This is a genomic window from Longirhabdus pacifica (assembly GCF_004115085.1).
Classification (GTDB): domain Bacteria; phylum Bacillota; class Bacilli; order Paenibacillales; family DSM-105158; genus Longirhabdus; species Longirhabdus pacifica.
The window spans coordinates 163,203-187,910 of sequence record NZ_QXJP01000002.1 but is presented as its reverse complement, the minus strand read 5'-3'; the positions used below and the strand labels follow the sequence as shown (position 1 = coordinate 187,910).

The 24,708-nt window shown below is 37.3% G+C and carries 20 protein-coding genes; 15 read left to right on the top strand and 5 right to left on the bottom strand.

Annotation, left to right across the window (positions count from 1 at the left end):
* Window positions 1-65: 65 nt before the first annotated feature.
* Genes D1Z92_RS02275 through D1Z92_RS02265 form a run of 3 tightly spaced genes read right to left on the bottom strand, consistent with a single transcriptional unit; the run spans window position 66 to window position 2,593 of the window.
* Entirely contained in the window at window positions 66-764 is a 699-nt protein-coding gene (locus D1Z92_RS02275; protein ID WP_128894031.1) for an SDR family oxidoreductase, read from the bottom strand.
* A 13-nt stretch (window positions 765-777) separates the two neighbouring features.
* On the bottom strand, window positions 778-1,791 hold the full coding sequence (locus D1Z92_RS02270; RefSeq protein ID WP_128894030.1) for an SPL family radical SAM protein: 1,014 nt from the start codon (window positions 1,789-1,791) through the stop codon (window positions 778-780).
* Complete coding sequence (locus D1Z92_RS02265; RefSeq protein ID WP_128894029.1) at window positions 1,757-2,593, bottom strand: 5'-methylthioadenosine/S-adenosylhomocysteine nucleosidase family protein; 837 nt, start codon at window positions 2,591-2,593, stop codon at window positions 1,757-1,759. The genes D1Z92_RS02270 and D1Z92_RS02265 overlap by 35 nt, the downstream gene beginning before the upstream one ends.
* Before the next feature lie 203 nt (window positions 2,594-2,796).
* Here D1Z92_RS02265 and D1Z92_RS02260 point away from each other — a divergent pair, with 203 nt between their 5' ends.
* From D1Z92_RS02260 to D1Z92_RS02225, 8 genes are all read left to right on the top strand, one after another.
* A complete protein-coding gene (locus D1Z92_RS02260; RefSeq protein WP_128894028.1) occupies window positions 2,797-3,441 on the top strand; it encodes an MOSC domain-containing protein in 645 nt (214 codons plus the stop codon).
* Between the two features lie 45 nt (window positions 3,442-3,486).
* Window positions 3,487-4,170 (top strand): metal-dependent hydrolase, encoded by a 684-nt coding sequence (locus D1Z92_RS02255; RefSeq protein ID WP_128894027.1) that lies wholly within the window; start codon window positions 3,487-3,489, stop codon window positions 4,168-4,170.
* Between the two features lie 108 nt (window positions 4,171-4,278).
* Window positions 4,279-5,799 carry a sodium-dependent transporter gene (locus D1Z92_RS02250; RefSeq protein WP_128894026.1) on the top strand — a complete coding sequence of 507 codons (1,521 nt, stop codon included), beginning with the start codon at window positions 4,279-4,281 and terminating at the stop codon, window positions 5,797-5,799.
* 2 nt (window positions 5,800-5,801) lie between these two features.
* A complete protein-coding gene (locus D1Z92_RS17775) occupies window positions 5,802-5,897 on the top strand; it encodes a MetS family NSS transporter small subunit (RefSeq protein WP_128894025.1) in 96 nt (31 codons plus the stop codon).
* 216 nt (window positions 5,898-6,113) lie between these two features.
* Complete coding sequence (locus D1Z92_RS02240) at window positions 6,114-6,869, top strand: DUF3050 domain-containing protein (RefSeq protein ID WP_128894117.1); 756 nt, start codon at window positions 6,114-6,116, stop codon at window positions 6,867-6,869.
* A gap of 12 nt (window positions 6,870-6,881) precedes the next feature.
* Window positions 6,882-7,349 carry a low molecular weight protein-tyrosine-phosphatase gene (locus tag D1Z92_RS02235; protein ID WP_128894024.1) on the top strand — a complete coding sequence of 156 codons (468 nt, stop codon included), beginning with the start codon at window positions 6,882-6,884 and terminating at the stop codon, window positions 7,347-7,349.
* A gap of 190 nt (window positions 7,350-7,539) precedes the next feature.
* Window positions 7,540-8,406 (top strand): DegV family protein, encoded by an 867-nt coding sequence (locus D1Z92_RS02230; RefSeq protein WP_128894023.1) that lies wholly within the window; start codon window positions 7,540-7,542, stop codon window positions 8,404-8,406.
* Window positions 8,407-8,433: 27 nt separating this feature from the next.
* Window positions 8,434-10,467 carry a methyl-accepting chemotaxis protein gene (locus D1Z92_RS02225; protein WP_164931409.1) on the top strand — a complete coding sequence of 678 codons (2,034 nt, stop codon included), beginning with the start codon at window positions 8,434-8,436 and terminating at the stop codon, window positions 10,465-10,467.
* 81 nt (window positions 10,468-10,548) lie between these two features.
* Here D1Z92_RS02225 and D1Z92_RS02220 read toward each other — a convergent pair whose 3' ends face one another.
* Window positions 10,549-11,514, bottom strand: coding sequence for an electron transfer flavoprotein subunit alpha/FixB family protein (locus tag D1Z92_RS02220; protein ID WP_128894021.1), 966 nt, complete (start codon window positions 11,512-11,514; stop codon window positions 10,549-10,551).
* 13 nt (window positions 11,515-11,527) lie between these two features.
* Window positions 11,528-12,292, bottom strand: coding sequence for an electron transfer flavoprotein subunit beta/FixA family protein (locus tag D1Z92_RS02215; protein WP_128894020.1), 765 nt, complete (start codon window positions 12,290-12,292; stop codon window positions 11,528-11,530).
* A 575-nt stretch (window positions 12,293-12,867) separates the two neighbouring features.
* Between D1Z92_RS02215 and D1Z92_RS02210 the strand changes: the two genes are divergently transcribed.
* From D1Z92_RS02210 to D1Z92_RS02180, 7 genes are all read left to right on the top strand, one after another.
* Window positions 12,868-15,036 carry a (Fe-S)-binding protein gene (locus D1Z92_RS02210; protein WP_128894019.1) on the top strand — a complete coding sequence of 723 codons (2,169 nt, stop codon included), beginning with the start codon at window positions 12,868-12,870 and terminating at the stop codon, window positions 15,034-15,036.
* Window positions 15,030-17,429 (top strand): 3-hydroxyacyl-CoA dehydrogenase/enoyl-CoA hydratase family protein, encoded by a 2,400-nt coding sequence (locus D1Z92_RS02205; RefSeq protein ID WP_128894018.1) that lies wholly within the window; start codon window positions 15,030-15,032, stop codon window positions 17,427-17,429. Before D1Z92_RS02210 ends, D1Z92_RS02205 begins: the two co-directional genes overlap by 7 nt.
* 21 nt (window positions 17,430-17,450) lie before the next feature.
* Complete coding sequence (locus D1Z92_RS02200) at window positions 17,451-18,632, top strand: acetyl-CoA C-acyltransferase (RefSeq protein ID WP_128894017.1); 1,182 nt, start codon at window positions 17,451-17,453, stop codon at window positions 18,630-18,632.
* Window positions 18,633-18,656: 24 nt separating this feature from the next.
* Entirely contained in the window at window positions 18,657-20,426 is a 1,770-nt protein-coding gene (locus D1Z92_RS02195) for an acyl-CoA dehydrogenase FadE (protein WP_128894016.1), read from the top strand.
* A gap of 28 nt (window positions 20,427-20,454) precedes the next feature.
* Window positions 20,455-22,149, top strand: coding sequence for a long-chain-fatty-acid--CoA ligase (locus tag D1Z92_RS02190; protein WP_206099700.1), 1,695 nt, complete (start codon window positions 20,455-20,457; stop codon window positions 22,147-22,149).
* A gap of 58 nt (window positions 22,150-22,207) precedes the next feature.
* On the top strand, window positions 22,208-22,624 hold the full coding sequence (locus D1Z92_RS02185; protein ID WP_128894014.1) for a PaaI family thioesterase: 417 nt from the start codon (window positions 22,208-22,210) through the stop codon (window positions 22,622-22,624).
* Between the two features lie 282 nt (window positions 22,625-22,906).
* Entirely contained in the window at window positions 22,907-24,685 is a 1,779-nt protein-coding gene (locus D1Z92_RS02180) for an acyl-CoA dehydrogenase FadE (RefSeq protein WP_370741194.1), read from the top strand.
* Window positions 24,686-24,708 lie beyond the last annotated feature (23 nt).

Below are 24,708 nucleotides of genomic sequence, written 5' to 3'. Positions count from 1 at the left end.
TTTCAGGTGAATGCAAACTTTTTGCTCACATGAAGCCCACTCCTTTGTGTGGGCTTCTCTTCTGTCTACTTTTTGTTAATCCTATTTTTTTGAGGGCGAATACTTAACTCTGTGACGATTGTTCCTTCAGGTTGATTTAAAATATGACGAAGCGTTTCGGATATACTTGAAGCACACAATGTCGTTTCGTCACTCTCGTATGGTTCGAAATGTAAATCATCGTAAAATGGGGTAGATGTAATATCTGGGTGAATGGTGACGACTTTTACTCCTGTTTTACGAACCTCCTCGAATAAACTATTTCCAAAATGAGTTAAACCAGCTTTTGTTGCTGCATACGCACATCCATGTGTACTTATTTTTTTCGCTGTAACAGATGAAATGTTAACTAAATAACCTTGACTATGTTTGAGTTGCGTTAAAAATAAGTTAGAAAGTAAAAGGGGCACTTGAAGATTTAACTGTATCATGTTGACTAAAGCGTTCGTTTCCAACTGCTCATGTGCACCAAATAAACCGACTCCAGCATTATTTACAAGCAAGTGCAATTTGCTATTCGTTTCTTTCTTGATGTACTCCACTGCGGTGTTCAGCTTTCCTACATCGGTCAGGTCTGCTTCAACGCTTCTAAAAGCATCATGCTGTATGGTACAAGTGGAAAAATCTCTTGCGATGCCATACACGATATAACCTTCAGACAGTAACATGTTGCTAATGTTCTCACCTATCCCTCTTGATGCTCCTGTTACAATGGCATTCTTCAATGGTAAACACTCCTCATTCCGTAAAAATCTTATCCTTATCTGCATGAGCGGCAACAGCAGCATACACATTATCGATGCATTTTTTCGTTATCTCATCCGGATAAGTCATGACACCGTTTTGATGGATGTATGGATAATGCACAAGTGCGGAATCTGGTCGCTGCTTTCGCATTGTTTTTAAATAATCTTTCGGTATGCGAAACACACCAATACTTATATCTTCGATCTGATCGGCGTTAATCGTTGCAAAAGTTTGCTCTATGCATTCCCGATAAAGGCTTTCAAAATGCTCAATATGTAACACGGGATCAAAGCACAATCTAACTTTCCATCCATCTTCCATCGCTTGTTTCATACTATGTAATCTTGCTTTTAAAGTAGGTGTTTTCGGTTCATGATTTGTAATCACTTCTTGTGGGGAGATAGTCCAAGCCAATATGACTTGATCGTGGGCAGGAATAGAAGATATCGCTTTGTAATTTGCACTTTTTGTTCTTAACTCCATCATGATATTTCTTTTACTTTCAGCAAAAGAAATCCATCGTTTAGCAAACGGAACCATGTGTTCAAAAGATAGTAAGTCAGCTTCATATGAAATGCTTAAATATAAAGGATGTTGCGCTAATACCGCTTCCACTTCATTAAAATAATCTTCTATGTTTACAAACAATACAACGTGACCAGATGGAAACATGCCTTGTAAAAAACAATAGTCACAATTGTAAACACAGTTCAACGTAGAGGAAGTATAGTAAAAATGTTTATATCCAAAATCGTGGCATACTTCTGCGCCCTTGTATAAAAACGGAGGCTTTTTCACAGCTAAAATAAGTTTTGCTGCTTCTTTTTGTAATGCAAATTGCTGTCTTGGTCTAGAAAATACATGTTTATAATTGTCAATTTCGATGATGGTTGCATGCGGGAACTGTGCCATGATGTGCGTTGTGAGGTCATAACTTTTTGCACTTTTTTCGATATAAATATGAGCATATTTAGGTGTAAAGGCATTGTTTGCAGATTTGTTCAAAAATCTCCTTCCTTTCCTGTTTTGTTGAGACGATAGGCATGGTAGCATAAGGGGCAATCCATTCTAGGGGCTGTTTTGTTCTTATTTTATATTGCATCGTGAGTTGGTTTAACTTGTGATATTGAGTAACCGTTAATCTCAACTGTGTTTTGATGTTATCTAACCATCGTTTTTCTTCTTCATTGAAAATTTCTTTTTTAGGCTGGATGATAGTAGAGAGCGCTGCTTGAACATGGATGATAGCTGGTAGTTGGTTGTCTATCCATGTAGTAACTTGATCACTTGTTATATGTGATGCATCTAAATAATCAGATATGACTTTTATACATACAAGTTGATGTGGACTCATAAACTGTGATGAAGCATAATACCACCCCGCGCCTTCCATATCCACCATGTCACTTTCAAGATGTAAGTCTGTTTGTAGATCAACAATGTGAGAAAAGCTTTCTAACGATCCTTCCTGTAATGCATGTTGAAACAGTATATCTGGATAAAAAGCTCTTTTCGTATCGTGGTGTACAATCTTATTGCAAATGACAGCTTCTCCAATAGTGAAATGTGAAGATTTAGCCCCGCAAATGCCTATATTAAACATCATATCATGTGATTGTATAGAATGAGATGAAAGAAGATATGTTGTTCCCATTACAGCAGACATGAGACCAGTTCCTGTAACGATAAGATTGATATCGTCATTTGAAAAATATTGCAAGTTAGAGATTGCATTCTTTTTTTTCAATGAAAACTTTTCGATAAAAGGCCTTGCTTCTGCATATAAAGCTGTAGTAATATAGAGCATATTTTTCATCCTTTCATTTCAAACAAATATACCATTTATATTGTTCAGTATTATGTTGTATTCGTCAAGGTTTCACATGTTGACGTGAGTGAGTTTTCATTGGTTTTAATTTTGTTTGGTGAATAAGCAGGATATATTTTAGTTTTGCCGAATATATATTCATACTGCGTAGAAGTATGTGAAGCACTAGAAAGAGGTGGAGCATGAGCAAGTTTGACATTATTTCATTAAATGTTGGTACGCCACAGCAAGTCATTGGGGAAAAGAGAGAAATTGTTTCCTCAATTAATAAAGTATCCGTGTTAGGCAAGCTGTGGTTGTCGAAAGAAAATATAGAAGGCAATGAGCAACAAGATAAGGAACATCATGGTGGAGCAGATAAAGCCATATGTGTGTACTGCGCAGACCACTACCCGTATTGGGAGAACTTGCTTGGAACTCCATTGGGGAGTGCTGCATTTGGTGAAAATTTAACGGTAAGAGGGATGACAGAAAAAGTCGTACATATCGGAGATATCTATCAATTAGGATCGGCTATTGTACAAGTTACACAACCAAGAGAACCATGTGCTAACATTGCTGTAAAGTGGAATAGGGACTCGATAGTAAAAGAAATGATAGAATCGGGTTTCACAGGTTTTTATTTGCGAGTATTGCAAGAAGGGGAGATTAGTAGTGATGATGCACTTGTCACCTACGAATTAGACCCCAATGCTGTCTCCATTGCTGAAAGTAATAAAATAAGATATAGCAAAAATGTTTCTGTAGCAGATGTGAAAAAAGTGCTAGCCATTGAAGCGCTTTCGGGCAGTTGGAGGAAGACGTTTGAACGCAAACTTACATCATAATGAGATCGTTATGAAATAAAATTTATTCCATTGGCGGTGAAGAGGATGAAAATCACTTATTTAGGTCATTCTTGTTTGTTAATAGAAGGAAGTAAGAAAAAAGTTATTATCGACCCATTTATATCAGAAAATTCAAATTGTTCTGTTAATTACAAAGATATTGAAGTAGATGCCGTGTTACTGACCCATGCTCATGCTGATCATTTTGGGGATAGTTTACACATCGCTAAACAAAATGACTGTCCTATTTTCGCTGTTTACGAGCTAGCTGCATATTGCAGTAGTCAAGGAGCTAAAGTGGTGGAAATGAATGTGGGTGGAACATTTAAAGAAGATGGCATTTTCATTCGATATACACAAGCTTTTCATAGTTCATCTCTTTTCGTGGATGGTCAATTTGTGTATATGGGTCAACCGTGTGGTATCGTGCTGGAGATGGATGGTAAAACCTTATATCATGCCGGTGACACTTCACTGTTTAGCGACATGAAAATGATCGGGGACTTACATCCTATTGATGTTGCTGCACTTCCAATTGGTGATGTATATACAATGGGACCAGAAGATGCGCTTATAGCAGCGGAGTGGTTACATGCAAAGCAAGTTATACCAGTGCATTATAATACGTTTCCACCGATTACCCAAGACGCAGGGAAGTTTGCCCGTGATTTAAAAGAAAAAGATATTACTGGGCTTCCGTTGCAGATTGGAGATGTGATGCAAATCTAGTTTTTATTCTTCATCGTAGACTTCATTTTATAAGCAATATCATTAGTAATTGTATGTTTTAAATATCACAATGTAGCAAACTAAAAAGTAATGTTGAGGAGGATGCATATGGCAAAACAAGCATGGGGAACACGAACAGGATTTATACTTGCAGCAATTGGTTCAGCAATAGGACTAGGTAACATTTGGAGATTTCCTTATATGGCATATGAAAATGGTGGGGGAGCATTTCTCATTCCATATTTCATAGCTTTATTAACAGCAGGTATTCCGTTACTTATTTTGGAGTTTTACATCGGGCATAGAATGAAAGGCTCGGCACCATTATCTTTCAAGAAGCTAGGTAATTTTGAGTGGTTTGGTTGGTGGCAAACGTTACTTTCTTTTATTATCTCTACCTATTATGCTGTCATTATTGCTTGGGCATTGTTTTATACGTTCAAAGGCTTCACTTTAGGGTGGGGAGAAAATACAGGAGATTATTTCTTTAATTCTTTTCTCGGCTTGACCGATGCTGGATCTTGGACAGATAGCTGGCTAGGTGGCATTCAGCTTAATGTTGTTATTCCGTTGGCTATTGTATGGGCCATTACATACTTTATTATGATTGGTGGCGTTAGAAAAGGAATAGAGCGCGCGAATAAAATATTTATGCCGTTACTATTTATTATCTTGTTAGTCATTTTAGTTAGAGCGGTTACGTTAACAGGAGCAGCTGACGGTGTGGATGCACTGTTTACGCCAAGCTGGGATGGATTGTTAAGTTCTAGTGTTTGGGTAAGTGCGTACTCCCAAATATTTTTCACCTTAAGTATCGGTTTTGCTACTATGATTACGTACGCAAGTTATTTACCGAAAAAATCAGATATTACGAACAATGCATTTATGATTGCGCTTGCTAACTGTGGCTTTAGTTTATTGGCTGGTATTGCTGTTTTTTCTGCGCTTGGGTTTATGGCAAATGAGCAAGGAATTGCGATTAGTGAAGTAGCTACAGCATCCATTGGATTAGCATTTGTTGCTTTCCCGCAAATTTTAAATACGATGCCAGGCGGAGAGATTATAGGGGTTCTATTTTTCCTTTCTTTAGTGTTTGCTGGTTTGTCATCTTTAGTCTCCTTAACAGAACCACTTATCTCTGGTCTCACGGATAAGTTTAAAATGAAAAGAAAGACTGCCATTCACATCGGAATTGGTGTTTCTGCATTAATAAGTGTGGTTTATACTACTGGATCAGGCTTATTTATTTTTGATGTAGTAGATCACAACATTGCCATTGTAAGTTTGAGCTTAAGTGGCTTGATCATGCTTATCTTGGTAGCATGGAAATTGAATACTACGTATGCAGCAAGGAAGTATATTAACGAAATATCTGATTTTCGAATTGGTCATTGGTGGAATTTTTGCTTGATTGTCCTCACACCTGCAATTTTAGGTTATAATACGATACAAGTCGTTGTGAGTGATTTAACAGAAAACTATGAGGGATATCCGGACAGTCTCATTTATGTCGGTTGGATTGTTGCTGCATTTGCAGTGGTGATGGCGGTTTACATGAGTACGTTTGAATCTAAAAATAGTGAGTTTCATACATCATCGATAACTACAAGCAAAGGAACTGAGGTGTAGCTATGAGTCTTGGAGCAATCATCTTTATGTCACTAGGATTGGTAATACTTTGGGGCGGATTTTTCATTTGTGCAAGTATTGCAATGAAAAACCAGTAATCATATTATATATTCGTTATAAGCAAATACAGTCTTATCATTTCTATGGTAAGGCTGTTTTTTTTGAAATCCTTTGTTATAATAGTTACTTACTTTCATGTGGTTTCATGTGATAAACTTACCGAATACTAAATAGAAATCAATGAACTGAAGTCAATGAAACATACCGATTAACATCATATAACATTTACAACTTAGGAGTGGAAAATATTGAAAATGAATGTAGAACGAATTAATGATATCAGAAATGAACTTTTAGACCATCCTATGTATAAGCAATTAACTTCCATGGAGCGTATTCAAGTGTTTATGAAACATCACAGCTTTGCAGTTTGGGATTTTATGAGTTTATTAAAGCGACTCCAGTTATCTTTAACATGCACAAATATTCCTTGGGTACCTGTTGATGAGCCTGATTATGCAAGATTTATTAATGAGATTGTTATCGGTGAAGAAACGGACGAAGATGGTGAAGGTGGTTTCATTAGCCATTATGAATTATATGTGAAGTCCATGAATGAAGTGGGAGCGGAAACGAACGGAATTTCAGATTACATTGAGCGAATTAAGCAGGGGGGCGATGCAATTGAATCCCTTAATCATATGGACATACCTGAATCCGTTAAACAATTTGTAAAACATAATATAGACCTTGCACAACATGGAAAGTTACATGAAGTTGCTGCTGCATTTTTCTTCGGTAGAGAAGGATTAATCCCTGATATGTTCGACAGATTGCTAGTGGAAATGAAAGAGAAAGAATTGACTACGGTATGGTTAGAATATTATTTGCAAAGACATATTGAACTCGATGGAGATGAACATGGTATATTAGCAGAAAAGCTACTCATATCCTTATGCGACAATGAACAAAAAATAAAGGAAGCGGAGCAAATTGCACGTGTCGCCCTAAACGCAAGAATTGGTTTGTGGAATGGTGTACTTAAAGAAATTGAAGAAAAAGGACTATAGGGAGGAATAGACATGGTTACTGTATTATTTGTTTGTCTAGGCAATATATGCCGGTCACCAATGGCGGAAGCAATTTTTCGTCATAAAGTAGAGCGAGCAGGATTAAGCAAACAGTTTCATATTGATTCAGCTGGTACGGGAGATTGGCATATTGGAAATCCACCACATGAAGGCACAAGAAATATTTTAGACGAAAAGGGAATTGTATATGATGGCATAAAAGCAAGACAAATTGAGATTAAAGACTTAAAACAATTTAATTATATCGTGGCTATGGACGATAAAAACATTAAGGATATTCAAACATTAGAACACCCTAACAGCGCCCAAGTACTTAAAATGTTAAGTTTTATGGAGAAAAGTCCGCAGAATGACGTTCCAGACCCCTATTTTACTGGTAATTTCCAAGAAGTTTATGATTTACTTTCTCATAGTTGTGAAGGCTTGTTACATTTTATACGTGAAAAAGAAAACCTATAAGTAATGTGGTAGTATCGTTAACTTATTTCCCAGGCAACCGCAAAGCATCCTATAAATAGGATGTTTTCGACAAACAAACATACGGGAAATTTTAGTTTTTACTATGAACATACTGTCTTTGTCGTGTATAATTATACTATGACGTATTTTGATGAAATCTGGCATGCAGCTGAGAATATAGGGAGGGAATATGGGAGATATCGTCATTATGTCGGACAGTGCATCTGACTTACCACCAGAAATAATAAAGGAACATAACATTAAATTAATTCCATTCCATATCACTTTGGGAGAAAGCGTATACAAAGATGGAGTGGAAATAACGCCACAACAATTATTTTCTGAAGTAGAAGAGTTGAAATCATTACCCAAAACTGCCGCAATTTCACCAGCAGATTACGTTCAACACATGCAACCATACATTGAGCAGGGGAGGAAAGTTTTATATATTAGCCTTTCTTCTGAAATTTCTTCAACGTATCAAAATGCTTTCATTGCAAAACAAAGTTTTGCAGAAGGTGCTGTGGAGGTTGTTGACTCCAGATCATTATCAAGTGGAATAGGACTGCTGGTACTAGAGGCAGTGGAATACGTGAAGGAAGGCATGCAACTACAACATATCGCAAGTGAATTAAGAAGATTATCTGAGCAAGTCCAAGTAGAGTTTGTTATTGATACACTGGATTATTTACATAAAGGTGGGCGCTGTTCTAGCGTGCAATTATTGCTAGGTTCTATGCTAAAAATTCATCCTTTAATTGCTATGGAGAATGGCAGTATGATGGTTGCCGAGAAGTGGCGGGGCAAAAGAAATAAAATGTTGCAAAATTTAGTTCAACGTACAACAGATACTACTAAAATCACAGTAAGTGGAAATCACATGTTTATAACTCACACCACAACAGATGAACATGCACAATGGTTAAAAGATGAATTGCAAAAGCATTATGATATGGAAATTCATATTGTACAAGCAGGGAGTGTCATTTCCAGTCATTGTGGCCCAGATACTATCGGAGTTATTTACATGACATCTAGTCAGCCATCCAAGAATTAGTTTTCCATGATATTTGGAGGCACTAATATGATGAAAAAAGTAAGCTCTATCGTTAACAGTATTGGATTTAAATTGTTTGTTACTATTATTTTAAGTATTATGCTTATCGTACCCACTTTAGGATATTTCTCTTATTTTCAATCTAAGAGTATTATTAAAGAGCAAGTTTCTAAAGTTTCGGAACAAACAGCGATACAAACGGCAGAAAAAATTGATGCTGTATTAAGCAAGTACGATAATCTAATCAAGCAAATTAATAAAGACGTAGCAATAGAAGAACAAACATTAGCATTACAAAATCAAGAACTGAGTGATACAGAAAAATCAGACATAGAAGTAGAGCTTGGCAAAACATTAGGTTTTTATGCTAGAAATCTAGACAATGTGGTGAATATTTCTCTTATTCCAACGGATTTCTCTAGTAAAATCATTTCAATCAAAAAAGGCACTGCTATCGATGAGGCAAATACTGAAATAATCAACAGTATCATAAATGAACAAGGTGGAGTAAAGTGGACGCAAACTTCTTTTGATGGTTTACTTGGTAACGCTCCCAATACGTTTGGACTAGGCAAATTATCTACAGATAAAAGATATGTTATCTATATGGATATCGACATCGATGTATTAGAAGAAACATTATTGGATCTTGATGTTACAGAGAGTGGAAGAAAATTAATCGTTTCTCCAGAGAGTACGATTATTTACGAAGAAAATTTTGATCTCATTACGACTGATTTATCAACAGATTGGACCATAAGCAACGCGGACAATAGACTGGTGAATGGTAGTGAATTTAGGTCAATGGGAGAATCTGAAAATCTTTTATCCAGTGGTATTATTCCTTCTACTGGTTGGGTTTTGGTTGCTGCACAACCAGCGGATGTAATGCTTCAAGATACGAGAAAAATATTCAACGTAACAAGTTATATTGTTATTTTAGCTGTCATTATTTCCATAGCTGTAGCTATACTGTTATATTATGTTATTGCTAGACCACTTCATCATATGGAAAAGCAAATGAACATTGCCAAGCAAGGTGATCTTACGGTACGATTACCTATTAAACGAAAAGATGAGATAGGGAAAGTATCAAGAAGTTTTAATGGCATGTTGGAACAGTTAACGGAACTTGTACAACAAACAAACCATTCTTCTACACAAGTATTAAAAAATGCTGCATCCTTATCGAAGGGATCAAAAGAAACAGCGAAACTTGCCAAAGAAGTTTCATTAGCGATGGAAAACATTGCTCAAGGTGCTGAAAGTATTGCAAGTGAAGCAGAATCAGGAAATGAAAAATCGATGGAAACGACAGATTTACTTCAAAAAGTCGTTGGAGATAATTTGGAATTAGGTACGTCTGCTAAAGAAGTAGAAGAAGCAAGTAACTCTGGTATGGATCAGATGAAACTACTAACAGAAAGAACAGAACAAACAGAAATAAAATTGAAATCAATGAATGATAGAGTACATGCTCTAAATGAAAGTACAACTTCCATCCGTCAAATTTTAGAAATGTTAGATGGTGTAGCAAAACAAACGAACATTCTTGCACTAAATGCTTCTATTGAAGCTGCACGTTCTGGAGCAGCTGGTAAAGGATTTATGGTTATTGCTGACGAAATTAGAGGACTAGCAGATGAATCTAAAAAGTCCATCCAAGTGGTAAATGATATTACAGAACATATTCAATCTGAAGTCGATGAAACCGTAAGCGTTATTCAAGAAATTAATCCATATTATGAGCAGCAAAAAATGACAGTGAATGAAACAAATGAGTTATTCAGTACTGTTCAAATGAAGATGAACCATTTTATTATGCAATTAGATCAAATAACAGGTAGAATAACCGAACTAGAGACGACACAAAAAGTAGTAGCTGCTACCATAAATAATGTTAGTGCATTTTCGGAAGAATCTTCTGCAACGACGCAACAAGTCGCTTCTTTAAGTAATACACAACAAAATGTGTCTGACGATTTGGTTCATCTTGCTGAGGAATTAGATCTACTTGCAGACTCTTTGAAAAAATCACTTGCACATTTTAAATTATCTTAAAAAATCATAAAAAAAAAGATGAAGCCATCAGCTTCATCTTTTTTTTATATCTTTTTTATTGTGTAAGCTTAGAAATGGTGGTTACTTCACCAATTCTTTTTCTAGTTTTTCTTGTAGTAATGGTACAATATCAAACAAGTCTCCTACAATCCCATAGTCAGCAACTTGAAAAATAGGTGCTTCTGCATCTTTATTGACAGCTACAATGACTTTGGATTGACTCATTCCAGCTAAATGCTGTATGGCTCCACTAATGCCGCAAGCAATATATAAGTCCGGGGTAACGACTTTACCTGTTTGACCAATTTGCAGAGAGTAATCGCAATATTCTGCATCACAAGCACCACGAGAGGCTCCGACTGCACCACCCAATAAGTCAGCGAGTTTTTGCAAAGGTTCAAAACCTTGCTCACTCTTTACTCCACGGCCTCCTGAAATAATCACATTTGCTTCGGATAAATCAATAGCTCCTGCTTTTTTATACACCACATCTTGTACTTGATGTCTAGCAGAGCTTGCTGCATAATCTAATTCATGAAATTCACTTTCTAAACTTGCTTCTGCTTTAGCAATATTGTTTGGTCGGAAAGTAACCACCCAAGGTTCAGCACTAAATTTACGAGTTTCAAAAGCTTTACCAGCATAAATTGGTCTAGTAAATAAAACGTCATCACCATTTTTCTCAATAGAAGTAACGTCAGAGATTTGTCCTGCGTCCAGTTCCGCTGCGATTTTAGGAGCCAAATCTCTACCGATAGCGGTATGGCCAAAATAAATGGCATTTGGTTTAATTTGATTAATGACTTGCATCAATGCTTGGTAATAGTGATCAGGTGTATAATTTTGCAAGTCCGGATGATCGATGCTGTACACTTCATTTGCTGCTGAAAGCGACTGTGCTAGTGTAGTAATCTGATGTCCTACTAGCAATACGGCAACTTTGTCATCATCATTCTTTGATTGATGTGCCGCGCCTAAAGCTTCGAGTGAAATCTGTCGAAGATTACCTTCTCTTGCTTCCGCAATGACTAAAAACGTTTTCGCCATAACATAACCTCCCTTAAGTATTTAAGACCTTGTCTTCTTTTAATTTAGCAATTAATTGCTCTACTTGCTCTTCAACTTCTCCTTGTAATATCTCCCCAGCTTTTCTGGAAGGAGGTGAAGTAATTTCTGTTGATACTGTTTTGCCTGAAATCTCATCTATGCCAAGCTCATCCAACATTAAACGTTGAAGAGGTTTCTTTTTTGCTTTCATAATTCCTGGTAAAGAAGGATATCTAGGTTCATTTAATCCTTGTTGTGCAGTAAAAAGTGCAGGTAGGGCAACTTGAACTGTTTCAGTATCCCCTTCAGCATCTCTCTTTGCTGTTGCTTTTCCTTCCTCTACATTCAATTCAGTAATAGCTGAGACGTGTGGAATGTCCAGTAAGTGAGCTAAGCGAATCGCAACTTGACCAGAACCTTGGTCAACCGAGAAAAACCCACCTATAATCAAATCTACAGATTGATCTTTTAAGTAAGCGTGTAAAATTTTAGAATAACTATGTTCATCTAATTGATAATCTTCAGGATCTATAAGTACCGCTTCATCTGCGCCCATAGCTAAAGCAGTTCTCAGTGCTTCTTCACTGCGATCTGGGCCAATGCTCACAATCGTTACTTTTCCTCCTAAATCATCCTTGATTTGCACGGCTTCCTCTACGGCATATTCATCGTAAGGGTTGATAACGAATTTTACATCGTCATCTGCTATGACACCGCTTTCAATTCGAACATGTTCTTCCGTGTCAAAAGTTTGTTTGAGCAATACGAAAATGTTCAAATCTTACAACTCCTCTCGTCAAAGTGTATTTTTTTAAAATTTCTATAATTTCATAATACTTTGATGACGTAAAAGTGAAAAGTATCATGAAACTAATCAAAGAATATGAAAAATATCATACTTGTTTACATCATAGCATAATTATTTAATGAATTGAACCCAAAAGAAAGAGTCAAAAAAACCTAATAACATGAAATTAATGCTTTACTCTACTTTTTTTGTTGAAAAATGGAAAGAAAACAAGAAAAATTTTTTTTGAAGCAAAATACATATCATGATTTAAAAAATATGGAGTAAAACGCTTACATAGCAGCACATACTTCACTGCTATAAATCGCAACTGTATGATATTCTAAATTAATAGACTAGTTGACCAATTCATTTTTTTTTAAAAAATTAGAGGAATTTGTCTTTCAATATGGTATATAATATATTTAGGAGGTGGTCAACAAATTGTCATAAATCTATGAACAAGTAGTGAAAGTTATTTTTGGAAAACTAAATACAGAAAGTGGGTGACTGAGTAATTTGCCGTAGTTGTTGTACTATTGCTTAGAGAATGAGGAGGAAACCAGATGCTTAGTGCACTCCATACTATACTGTTTGCTCTTGTTACTTTAGCTGCTGTAGCGATATTTGTGAAAGTAGTACGTGCAAGATTCGCTTTCGTTCAGATGGGGCAGAAAGTAGAGAAGAGGAAAACGATAGACGTATTCATCACCAACGTATTTGGACAAAAAAAGTTACTGAAAGATAAAAAGAGTGGAATCATGCACGTTTTTATCTTTTATGGTTTTATTATTTTGCAATTCGGAGCTTTAGACATCATTGTAAGAGGAATATTCAATACACATTTGCCAATGCCGAAACTAGCTTATGAAATTTTCGCTAGTATGCAAGAAATTACGGTTGTTTTAATCTTACTGGCCGTAGGATACGGTGGTTATCGTAGGTACATCGAACAGCTTTCCAGGTTAAAAAGAGGCTGGAAACCAAGTCTTGTTTTATTTTTTATTTTCTTCCTTATGCTTTCTGTTGTGTTTACGCTTACATTTGATAGAATTCGCATGGGAGAAGAGTTTATGTGGCACGTACCTGTAACATCCGCGTTGCTGGTCATGTTGCAAGGACTACCAGAGTTAGCAATCAATATAGGTTTTTATGTTTCATGGTGGGCTCATTTGCTTATATTACTAGCATTTCTGATCTATGTCCCACAATCAAAGCATTTTCATCTTATTACTGGACCAGTTAATATGCTTTATCAGCGTACAGGACCAGTTGGAAAACTTGAAAAAATTGATTTCGAAAATGAAGAAGTTGAATCGTATGGTGTAGAGAAGATTGAAGACTTTACACAAAAACAACTCTTAGACTTATACGCTTGTGTAGAGTGCGGTAGATGTACAAATGTATGTCCAGCATCTAGCACAGGGAAGATGCTTTCTCCTATGCATATGCTAATGAAGATGAGAGATCATCTTACGGAAAAAGGGGAAGCTGTTACAAAAAAATCTCCATGGGCTTTTGCAGGTGATACCTCAGGTGTTCACACAGTAGAAGAAGAACATCAGTTGGAGATGGATGGTTGGAAAGATCCTAAAATAACAAATATTGATTATACGATGGGTGCACAAAAAAAATCATGGGTAAAGAAAGATTTGGATGTGCACAATATTCAGCTCATTGGTGACGTAATGACTGAATCAGAATTATGGTCATGTACATCTTGTCGAAACTGTGAAGAGCAATGTCCAGTGGGGAATGAACACGTGGATAAAATCATTGATATGAGAAGACATTTAGTGATGATGTCCGGTAATATGCCGTCCGACGGACAAAGAGCGATGCAGAATATCGAACGACAAGGTAATCCATGGGGTATCAACCGAAAAGAACGATCTAAATGGATAGAAAGTTTCCAAGAAGAAGCACCATCTAATACTGTACCTACAGTAAAAGAAAACCCTGATTTTGATATATTGTTCTTTGTCGGTTCGATGGGCTCATATGACCCAAGAACTCAAAAAGTAACAAAGTCATTTACTAAGTTACTTCACGAGGCAGGAGTGAATTTTGCTGTTTTGGGCAATGAAGAAAAAAATTCAGGTGACACACCTCGTAGAATGGGAAATGAATTCTTATTCCAGCAATTATGCGAAGAAAACATTTCTGTATTCGAAAAATACGATGTAAAGAAAATCGTAACCACCTGTCCTCATACGTATCATGCGCTCAAAAATGAGTATCCTGATTTCGGTTTGAAGGCAGAGGTATTGCATCACTCGGAATTGTTAGCTCAGTTACTTCAAGAAGGTAAATTAGTACCTAAATTTGAAGTGAATGAAACTATAACTTATCATGACTCCTGCTACTTAGGCCGCTACAATGACACATACGAAGCTCCAAGAGATATTTTAAGAGCCATTCCAGGTGTTACATTGGTGGAAATGGAACGCAGCCACGAAACAAGTATGTGCTGTGGAGCTGGTGGAGGCATGATGTGGATGGAAGAAACGCTTGGAAAGCGTGTCAACATTGCTAGATTTGAACAGGCAATGGAAGTAGAACCATCCATGATTAGCTCTGCTTGCCCTTATTGTTTAACAATGATGGAAGATGGAGCCAAGGTGAAAGAAGTAGAAGAAGATATATCTGCAAAAGACATCGCTGAAATACTTGCCCTTTCAATATGGGGTGAAAAACCAGCAACCGATAAGAAGGAGGAGGTCATTGAATGTTAAAACAGCGTATTCAGAAAGCTGCGGTAATTGGTTCAGGTGTCATGGGAGCGTCTATCGCTGCTCACTTAGCAGGGTGTGGAATTGATTGTTATTTATATGACATTGTCCCAAATGAACTGAATGAAAAAGAAAAAAAGGCCGGTCTTACACTTGAAGATGCAAAGGTAAGAAACCGCATTGTAATGCAAGGAATAGAGGGGCTCAAAACATTAAAACCGTCCCCATTGTTCACTAAATCTGTTTTGGATAGCATTACACCTTTGAACTTAGAAGATCATACCGATAAATTTTCAGAAGTAAATTGGATCATTGAAGTGGTCACAGAACGATTAGACATTAAACAAAAAGTAATGGAAAAAATAGAGAAGCACTGGAAACCAGGCATTATTGTAAGTTCTAATACTTCTGGAATTTCTATTAATGAAATCGCAAACAATTGCTCTGATGAATTAAAAAGCCATTTCCTTGGTACACATTTCTTCAATCCACCACGTTATATGAAATTGCTTGAAATTATTCCAAATAAATTAACGAAGCCCGAAATAATAGAGAACATGAAATGGGTTGGGGAAACGCAATTAGGTAAAGGTGTCGTTATCGCTAAAGATACGCCAAACTTTATCGCCAATAGAATTGGTACATTTGGTTCGACATCCGCACTTCACAGCATTTTAGAAAATGGATACACCGTCGAAGATGTGGATGCTGTTACTGGGCCACTAATGGGCCGCCCGAAGAGTGCAACATTCCGCACGATGGACATCGTTGGTTTGGATACATTCTTACATGTGATTAAAAATGTTCATGATAGCTTGCCTGATGAAAATGAAAAACAAAAATTTATGGAACCGCAATTGTTAGTGAATTTGGTTGAGCGAGGCTGGATTGGTCAAAAATCCGGTCAAGGTTTCTATAAAAAAGTAAAAACAGAAAAAGGAAAACAAATCCTTGCACTTCGCTTTGATACATTTGAATACGAAGAACAGAAAAAAGTAAATTCAGCTGTGATACAAGCAGCAAAACAAGAAAAAACAGTGGCTGGAAAAATTAGAACGATGGTAAACGGAAAAGACAAATATGCTGATTTGGCATGGAATGGTCTAAAAAATACGTTGCTTTATGCAGCAGAAAAGCTAGGCGAAATTGCGGATACCATCGAAGATATTGATAATGCGATGAAATGGGGTTTCAATTGGGAGTTAGGTCCATTTGAAGTTTGGGATGCAATAGGCTTGAAATCTTCTGTCTCAAGAATGGAAGAGGAAGGTTTAACCGTTCCAACTTGGGTAAAAGAGTGGATAGCTGCTGGAAATGAAACTTTTTATAAAAAAGACGCAGGCAAAACGTTCTATTTCAACAAAGGGGAGTACACACAAGCTCCTGAAAAAGAGAATGTGATTTCCCTGCAAGAAGCAAAAGCAAAACATGGCACGGTATTGTCCAATGCTGGAGCAAGCTTAGTTGACATTGGTGATGGTGTTGTATGTCTAGAGTTCCATTCACCAAACAATGCTATCGGCGGCGATATTTTAATGATGGTACAACAAAGTGTCAAAGAAATAGAAAAAAATTACAAAGGTATGGTTATCGCCAACGAAGCGAAAAACTTCTGTGTCGGTGCTAACTTAGTTGCACTTCTAATGGATGCACAAGAAGAAGAGTGGGATGACATCGATTATACGATTAATCTTTTCCAACAGTCCATGCTCACGCTCAAAAAATCCAAAAAACCAGTTGTAGCAGCACCACATCGCATGGCGCTTGGTGGCGGAGCAGAAATTTGCTTGCATTCACACCAAATAACAAGATCTTCAGAAACTTACATGGGTCTAGTGGAAGCCGGGGTTGGTCTCATACCTGCTGGTGGAGGAACAAAAGAAATGGCCGTTCGCATGGGTCAATTAGCGAATGTGAAGGATGTTGAATTACAACCTTATATCAACAAAGCATTTGAAACAATAGCGATGGCAAAAGTATCGACCAGCGGTGCAGAACTGAAAGAGCTAGGCTTCATTCGAAAGCAAGATACGTTGGTAATGAATCAAGATCAACTCATCTATCAAGCTAAGCAAAACGTATTGCACATGGATCAAGTTGGATTCATACCTGAAAAGGAAAGCCTACATCGTGTAGTAGGGGAAAATGGTAGAGCAGTGTTAGAAGCTGCTATCCATCAAATGTTAAATGGTAAGTATATTTCAGAGCATGATGCGTTAATTGCTCGTAAAACTGCTCATATCTTAAGCGGTGGAGATGCTCCTGAAAACGCTTTAGTAAGTGAGCAATATTTACTAGATCTAGAACGTGAAGCATTCCTCAGTCTGTGTGGAGAAGTGAAAACACAACAACGTATTGAGTACATGTTAAAAAATCGCAAGCCGCTAAGAAACTAATGGTGCTAAGGAGGTAGAAATATGCAAGAAGCAGTGATTGTCTCCATGGGGAGAACTCCCATGGGTAAAGCAAAAAAAGGTAGCTTTGCACAAACACGTATTGAAGATTTAGGGAAAGCAGTATTAGAAGGGGTTATGGAAAGAACTCCTGGGCTGAAGAAGGAAGATGTAGAAGATGTCATTCTTGGTTGTGCGATGCCAGAGGGAGAGCAAGGGTTAAATGTTGCTAGAAATATTGCACTTTATGCAGGCTTCCCTACCACAGTGCCAGGGATCACGATTAACCGATTTTGTTCGTCTGGATTGCAATCTATTGCCTTTGCAGCAGAAAGAATTATGGCAGGATTTGCAGATTGCATTATCGCAGGTGGTGTGGAAAGTATGTCACATGTCCCGATGACGGGATTCCATTTAGCTCCGCATCCTACGATGATCAGAGAAATGCCAGAAACGTATATCAGTATGGGTCATACTGCAGAGGAAGTTGCGAATAGATTTTATATATCAAGAGAAGACCAAGACGCTTATTCCGTTCGAAGTCATCAAAAAGCAGCAGCTGCTATAGAAGCTGGTAAATTTAATGAAGAGATTATTCCTGTTACTACGTTTAAAAAAGGTGTAGATGAAACAGGAAGACCATGGAAAAAAGAAGTGACGGTATCTACGGATGAAGGGGTACGACCTGATTCTTCCGTGGAATCACTATCAAAATTAAGACCAGCATTCACCCAAGGGGGAACGGTTACAGCAGCAAATGCTTCTCAGATGAATGATGGAGCAGCTGCAGTCGTCATGATGAGTCGTAAAAAAGCAGATGAGTTAGGTCTGAAACCACTTGCTATTTTCCGTTCGTTTGCTGTAAAAGGTGTAGACCCAGAAATTATGGGTGTAGGCCCAGTAGAAGCTATACCTAAAGCTGTTGAAATGGCAGGCATCAAGTTGGAAGATGTTGATCTTTTTGAAATTAACGAAGCGTTTGCATCTCAATGCTTGCATATTATGAGAGAACTTGAATTAGATGAAAACAAAGTGAATGTCAACGGTGGAGCAATTGCTCTAGGACATCCATTAGGCTGTACTGGCTCCAAATTAACGAGTACGTTAATCTCCGAATTACAAAAGCGTGGCGGAGGTTACGGTATTGTAAGCATGTGTATTGGCGGAGGAATGGGAGCAGCAGGCGTATTTGAAGTATTAGCATAGATAAAAAGAATGGAGAGGATCGAAATGGAAAAAACACTATTTAAAGGCGGCTCATTTATTATCGATAATTTAGAGCCACATGATATTGTAACACCTGAGGATTTTACCGACGAGCAGAAAATGTTCAAGAAAACAGCAGCAGACTTTTTAGAAGGTGAAATTTTAACTAGGGAAGAAGATATTGAAAAGTTAGATTACGAACTCACCGTTCAATTGATGCGTCAAGCGGGAGAACTAGGATTGTTAGGTGCGGATGTGCCGGAAGAATACGGTGGTCTTGCATTAGATAAAGTGAGTTCGGGCATTATTGCCGAAACGATGGCAAGAACAGCTTCCTTTTCTTTATCCGTAGGTGCTCATACAGGTATCGGTACGGGACCGATCATCTTCTTCGGTAACGATGACCAAAAAGCAAAATATTTACCGTTACTTGCTACAGGCGAAAAAATAGCTGCGTATTGTTTAACAGAACCAGGATCAGGATCTGATGCTATGGCAGCAAAAACAACAGCAACGCTTTCAGAGGATGGTCAGCACTACATTTTAAACGGTTCTAAAGTGTACATTACAAATGGTGCATTTGCTGATATTTTCATCGTTTATGCAAAAATCGATGGAGAGAAGTTCACTGGTTTTATTGTGGAAAAAGAATATGAAGGTTTTAAAATCGGTGCAGAAGAGAAGAAGATGGGGATTAAAGGTTCATCCACGGTCCCATTGTACTTTGAAGATATGAAAGTGCCAGTCGAAAATGTACTTGGTGAAATAGGCAAAGGTCATCTGATTGCATTTAATATTTTAAATTTAGGTCGTTATAAACTAGCAGCTGGATGTTTAGGTGCTTCCAAAGAAGCGATTTCCATTTCATCAGAATTTGCGAATACAAGAGAGCAGTTTAAAAGACCAATTTCTAAATTCCCATTAATACAAAGTAAGTTAGCAGAAATGAATATCAAAACGTTTGTAACTGAAAGTATGTTTTACCGCACTTCTGGTTTACTAGATGATGCACTAGAAGCGGTGGACCCTGCGGATACAGATAAAATGAAAAATGCTAAAGCGATTGGTGATTATGCTATCGAATGCTCGATCAATAAGGTGTTTAGTTCAGAAGCCTTGGATTTCATTGTAGATGAAGGCGTACAAATACACGGTGGTTCTGGGTTCATTCAAGAATACAAAATTGAAAGAATGTACCGCGATGCTCGCATTAATCGTATTTTTGAAGGAACAAACGAAATCAATCGTCTCATTATTCCAGGAACGTTAGTAAGAAAAGCATTAAAAGGTGAACTGCCTCTTATGAATAAATTACAAGCATTGCAAGGAGAGCTTGTATCATTCCGTTCACAACAAGTGTTTGATGGATTGTTAAGTAAAGAAACGTATTTACTAGACAATGTGAAGAAGCTCTTCTTAATGGTTGGTGGATTAGCCGTACAAAAATACGGTGAAAAACTAGATAAAGAGCAGGAAATACTAGCCGCAATAAGCGATCTTATGATTTCTGCTTTTGCAATGGAAAGTGTATTGCTTCGCACAAAGAAACAACTTGCAAAAGATGACAGTAAAGATTACTTATCTGTAGCGATGACACAAGTATATATACAAGAAACGTTCGAAGAAATGATGAAAGTTGGAAAGCACGCTTTAGCAGCGATGGAAGAAGGAGATAGTTTGCATACGCAAATGTCTATCGTTCGCAAAATGGCACGCTTTACACCAGACAATTTAGTAGAGTTAAAACGCAACATTGCAGCTCAGGTGATTACGAAACAGCAATACTGTGTATAGTAATTAGATGAAATTAGGGGGCGACAATGTGAAGTCTAATCTTTGGCTGGAACATTATCCAAAAGAAATTAGCAATGATTTTGATTTTCCCAAATATAATATTGCTAAGTTTCTCATTGACGCCGCCCATCAACATCCTAATAAAACAGCGCTACACTTTCTAGGTAAAAAAACTAGCTATCAAGAATTATTGCAAAAAGCGTATCAATTTGCACATGTTCTAAAAGAGTTAGGTTTAAAAAAAGGGGAGCGAGTGGCCATTATGCTCCCCAACTGTCCTCAAGTGGTAGCAGCTTATTATGGAACGCTTCTTGTTGGTGGAACGGTAGTCATGACAAGTCCATTATATAAAGAAAATGAAATGAAGCATCAATTCAATGATAGTCATACTCGGTTTGTGGTTACGCTAGATTTGCTCTCCAAAAGAGTGCAAAAAGTACGACCAGAAACAAATGTAGAAAAAGTCCTAATCACGTCTATGAAACATGCATTGCCTTTCCCAAAAAATAAGCTCTATCCCATAAAAGCGAAAAAAGACGGCTTTGACTTAACAGTAAATTACGACAGTCATACGTTTTCCTTAGAAAAATTATTGCTCAAAGCATCTTTTGCTCCTATTTATGAGGAAGTAGATATTGAGAAAGACCTTGCTTTGCTCCAATATACTGGAGGAACAACAGGTGTATCCAAAGGTGTCATGCTTTCCCATCGTAATATTTTGGCCAATGCCCAACAGACGACCAACTGGTGTTACAAATTGAAAAAAGGTGAAGAAACCTACGTTGGGGTCTTACCTTGTTTTCATGTGTTTGGCCTCACTATACTACTGAATCATGCGATACAACAGTGTAGTACCATCTTGCTTTTTCCAAAATTTGATCCATTAGAAGTGCTAAAAGCAATAAATAAACATAAAGCAACGACATTTCCAGGCGCTCCAACGATGTATAATGCTATCATTCATCATCCTAAAGTACAGCAGTATGACCTTTCATCTATTAAAGTGTGTATTAGTGGGTCCGCCGCTCTTCCTGAAAGTGTGCAAGAAAAATTTGAAGCGCTTACAGGCGGGAAACTAATAGAAGGATACGGACTATCCGAAGCTTCACCCATTACACACGCTAATTTATTTTGGGAGTATAGAAAAAGTGGTACCATTGGTATTCCTTTTCCTGCCACAAAGTCTAAGGTGGTTGATTCTGAAACAGGAGAAGAGTTGCCCGTAGGTTCGATTGGAGAATTAGTAATTAAAGGGCCACAGGTGATGCAAGGCTATTGGAATTTACAAGAAGAAACTAACGATGTACTAAAAGATGGATGGTTGTATACAGGCGATATGGCAACGATGGATGATGAAGGATTTTTTGCCATAGTGGATCGAAAAAAAGATATGATTATTTCTGGTGGGTTGAATGTTTATCCTCGTGAAGTTGAAGAAGTGCTATATAAGCATCCAAAAGTGAATGAAGCCGCAGTCATCGGTGTACCAGATGATCACTGGGGTGAAATAGTGAAAGCATACATTGTACCAGATGAGTCCGTGACCTCGAATGAACTCAAAGACTGGTGCCGTGATCAGCTTGCAAACTATAAAGTTCCTAAGCAATTTGAGATGCGAGAGGACTTGCCTAAGTCTCTTGTAGGAAAAGTGCTTCGAAGAGAATTGAGAGAAGAAGAAAAGATAGAAAAAAAAGATGAAGACAAAGTCTTCATCAAAGCATAAAAAACATATATAATAAAAAAGATACAAATTATATTCTACATGATAAGAGGTCACAGAAATGGTACAGAATAATGAACAATTCATCGAAGGCTTCAACGAACGCACTAGGAAAACATTCACAGGTAAAATTGGTCAGTACATTGAGAAAGCAGAAGACGACAAACTGTTAATGATCTTAGACATTACGCCAGATCATTACAATGGTCTAGGGATCGTGCATGGTGGTGTTATTTCTACACTAATCGACGATGCTATGGGTGCCGTAGCGATGCTAAAATCTCGTTATGTCGTTACCATTAATTTGGATGTGCGGTTTTTAGCCCCATTCAAAGAAGGTAAGATTTACGCTCGCTCCGAAGTCGTTCATCAAAGCAGAAGCATGATAACAACAGAATGTAAGCTATACGATGAGGAAGGTAATTTAGGAGCAACAGGAACAGGTACATTTAAAATCATCAACCCTAAAACAATGTAGGAAATGACTCCTTAAGGAGTCTTTCCCCTTTCATATAATTACAGTAAACATGGTATAACATGACTTTATGACCCCAGTCAATTTTTGAATTTTTAACCTCACAGATACACTCTCACCAGTGAACTACAACAAACAATTTTCAAGATGAGCAAGACTTTAAATCATATCATTTTTTTCAGAACAATCAGACAGCGATTTGAAATCTCATGCAGTAATTAAAATAACGATACAAAGAAAACGCTTACAATTATATTTTTAGCATACATTTGATAAAGAGGAGAGATGGAAATGGAAAAAGTAAAAGTACGTGGTGGAGAATTTATAGTATCCGATATTGAAGCATCTGAAATCATCACACCAGAGGATTTTACAGATGAGCAAAAAATGTTTGCTCAAACTGTAAAAGATTTTGTAAATGGTGAGATTGAACCACACTTAGAAGAATTGGAACAAATTAATTATGACCTTCTGAGAAAGCTGATTCAAAAAGCAGGGGAAGTAGGCTTGTTAGGAGCAGAAATTCCGGAAGCATACGGCGGATTAGGCTTAGATAAAGTAAGCTGTACGATCATTGGGGAAAACTTGGTCAAATCTTCTTCCTTCTCTACAGCGATGGGAGCACATAACGGTATTGGTACGCTTCCTATTGTTTATTTTGGTAACGAAGAACAAAAGAAAAAATACTTGCCTTCCTTAGTGACAGCAGAGAAAATTGCTGCTTACTGCTTAACAGAACCTGGATCAGGATCAGACTCATTAGCTGCAAAATCCACGGCAGTGTTATCCGATGATGGAGAACATTATATTTTAAATGGTTCTAAAGTATACATTACAAACGGTGGCTTTGCAGACATTTTCATCGTATACGCCAAAGTAGACGGCGAGCATTTCAGTGCTTTTATTGTAGAAAGAGACTGGGAAGGATTCTCTATTGGTGCTGAAGAGAAAAAAATGGGCATAAAAGGTTCCTCTACAGTTCCCATTTTCTTTGAAAATGTAAAAGTTCCAAAAGAAAATTTATTAGGTGAAGTAGGAAAAGGACATTTAATTGCATTTAATATTTTGAATATTGGAAGATACAAGTTAGCTGCTGGTTGTGTAGGTGGTGGTAAAGAAGTTATTTCACTGGCTACCAAGTTTGCGAATACAAGAGAGCAATTTAAACGACCAATTTCTAAATTCCCACTTATGCAAGGAAAACTAGCGGAAATGAACATTAAAACATACGTCATGGAAAGCATGCTTTATCGCACATCCGGGCTTATTGATGAATCGTTGTCTGCAGTAGATCAACATGCAGAGGACTTCCTAATGCAAAATGCAAAAGCTATTGGGGAGTATGCATTAGAATCTTCTATTAATAAAGTTTTTGCTTCTGAATCATTTGGAAACATCGTAGATGAAGGCGTACAAATTCATGGCGGAGCTGGATTCATTCAAGAATACGGTATTGAGCGCATTTACAGAGATTGCCGCATTAATCGTATTTTTGAAGGAACAAATGAGATTAATCGTCTGATTATTCCGGCAACGTTAATGAGAAAAGCATTAAAAGGTGAATTGCCTTTACTACAAAAAGCACAAGAGTTACAAGGTGAATTAATGAGTTTCCGTTCACAACAAATCTTTGAAGGAACATTAGAAAAAGAAACGTACTTAGTGGCGAACTTGAAAAAATTATTCCTCGTTGTAGGTGGATTAGCAGCACAAAAATACGGTGAAGATTTGAAAAAAGAACAAGAAGCTCTAGCTGCTTTAAGTGACTTGCTTATTGCTATCTATGCCATGGAGAGTACATTGTTGCGTACGCAAAAGAAACTAGCAAGCGATCCAAATAAATCAGACTTAGCGGTTGCCATGACACAATGCTTTATCCAAGAAAAATTTGAGTCAGCAGTCGTCATTGGTAAACATGCACTTAGTGCGATGGAAGCGGGAGATATGCTTCATACACAACTTTCTATCGTTAGAAAAATGGAGCGCTATACACCAGATAATTTGGTTGCAATGAAGAGAAAAATTGCAGAGCAAGTGATTGAAAAAGAACAGTATTGCGTGTAAGTGTGTTGACAATAAGAGGGGAG

What these genes read in the sequence shown, in the direction of transcription:
- D1Z92_RS02265 (WP_128894029.1), bottom strand. Translation starts at nt 2,593, where the DNA reads ATGCTCTATATTACTACAGCTTTATATGCAGAAGCAAGGCCTTTTATC.
- D1Z92_RS02260 (WP_128894028.1), top strand. Translation starts at nt 2,797, where the DNA reads ATGAGCAAGTTTGACATTATTTCATTAAATGTTGGTACGCCACAGCAA.
- D1Z92_RS02255 (WP_128894027.1), top strand. Translation starts at nt 3,487, where the DNA reads ATGAAAATCACTTATTTAGGTCATTCTTGTTTGTTAATAGAAGGAAGT.
- D1Z92_RS02250 (WP_128894026.1), top strand. Translation starts at nt 4,279, where the DNA reads ATGGCAAAACAAGCATGGGGAACACGAACAGGATTTATACTTGCAGCA.
- D1Z92_RS17775 (WP_128894025.1), top strand. Translation starts at nt 5,802, where the DNA reads ATGAGTCTTGGAGCAATCATCTTTATGTCACTAGGATTGGTAATACTT.
- D1Z92_RS02240 (WP_128894117.1), top strand. Translation starts at nt 6,114, where the DNA reads ATGAATGTAGAACGAATTAATGATATCAGAAATGAACTTTTAGACCAT.
- D1Z92_RS02235 (WP_128894024.1), top strand. Translation starts at nt 6,882, where the DNA reads ATGGTTACTGTATTATTTGTTTGTCTAGGCAATATATGCCGGTCACCA.
- D1Z92_RS02230 (WP_128894023.1), top strand. Translation starts at nt 7,540, where the DNA reads ATGGGAGATATCGTCATTATGTCGGACAGTGCATCTGACTTACCACCA.
- D1Z92_RS02225 (WP_164931409.1), top strand. Translation starts at nt 8,434, where the DNA reads ATGATGAAAAAAGTAAGCTCTATCGTTAACAGTATTGGATTTAAATTG.
- D1Z92_RS02220 (WP_128894021.1), bottom strand. Translation starts at nt 11,514, where the DNA reads ATGGCGAAAACGTTTTTAGTCATTGCGGAAGCAAGAGAAGGTAATCTT.
- D1Z92_RS02210 (WP_128894019.1), top strand. Translation starts at nt 12,868, where the DNA reads ATGCTTAGTGCACTCCATACTATACTGTTTGCTCTTGTTACTTTAGCT.
- D1Z92_RS02205 (WP_128894018.1), top strand. Translation starts at nt 15,030, where the DNA reads ATGTTAAAACAGCGTATTCAGAAAGCTGCGGTAATTGGTTCAGGTGTC.
- D1Z92_RS02200 (WP_128894017.1), top strand. Translation starts at nt 17,451, where the DNA reads ATGCAAGAAGCAGTGATTGTCTCCATGGGGAGAACTCCCATGGGTAAA.
- D1Z92_RS02195 (WP_128894016.1), top strand. Translation starts at nt 18,657, where the DNA reads ATGGAAAAAACACTATTTAAAGGCGGCTCATTTATTATCGATAATTTA.
- D1Z92_RS02185 (WP_128894014.1), top strand. Translation starts at nt 22,208, where the DNA reads ATGGTACAGAATAATGAACAATTCATCGAAGGCTTCAACGAACGCACT.
- D1Z92_RS02180 (WP_370741194.1), top strand. Translation starts at nt 22,907, where the DNA reads ATGGAAATGGAAAAAGTAAAAGTACGTGGTGGAGAATTTATAGTATCC.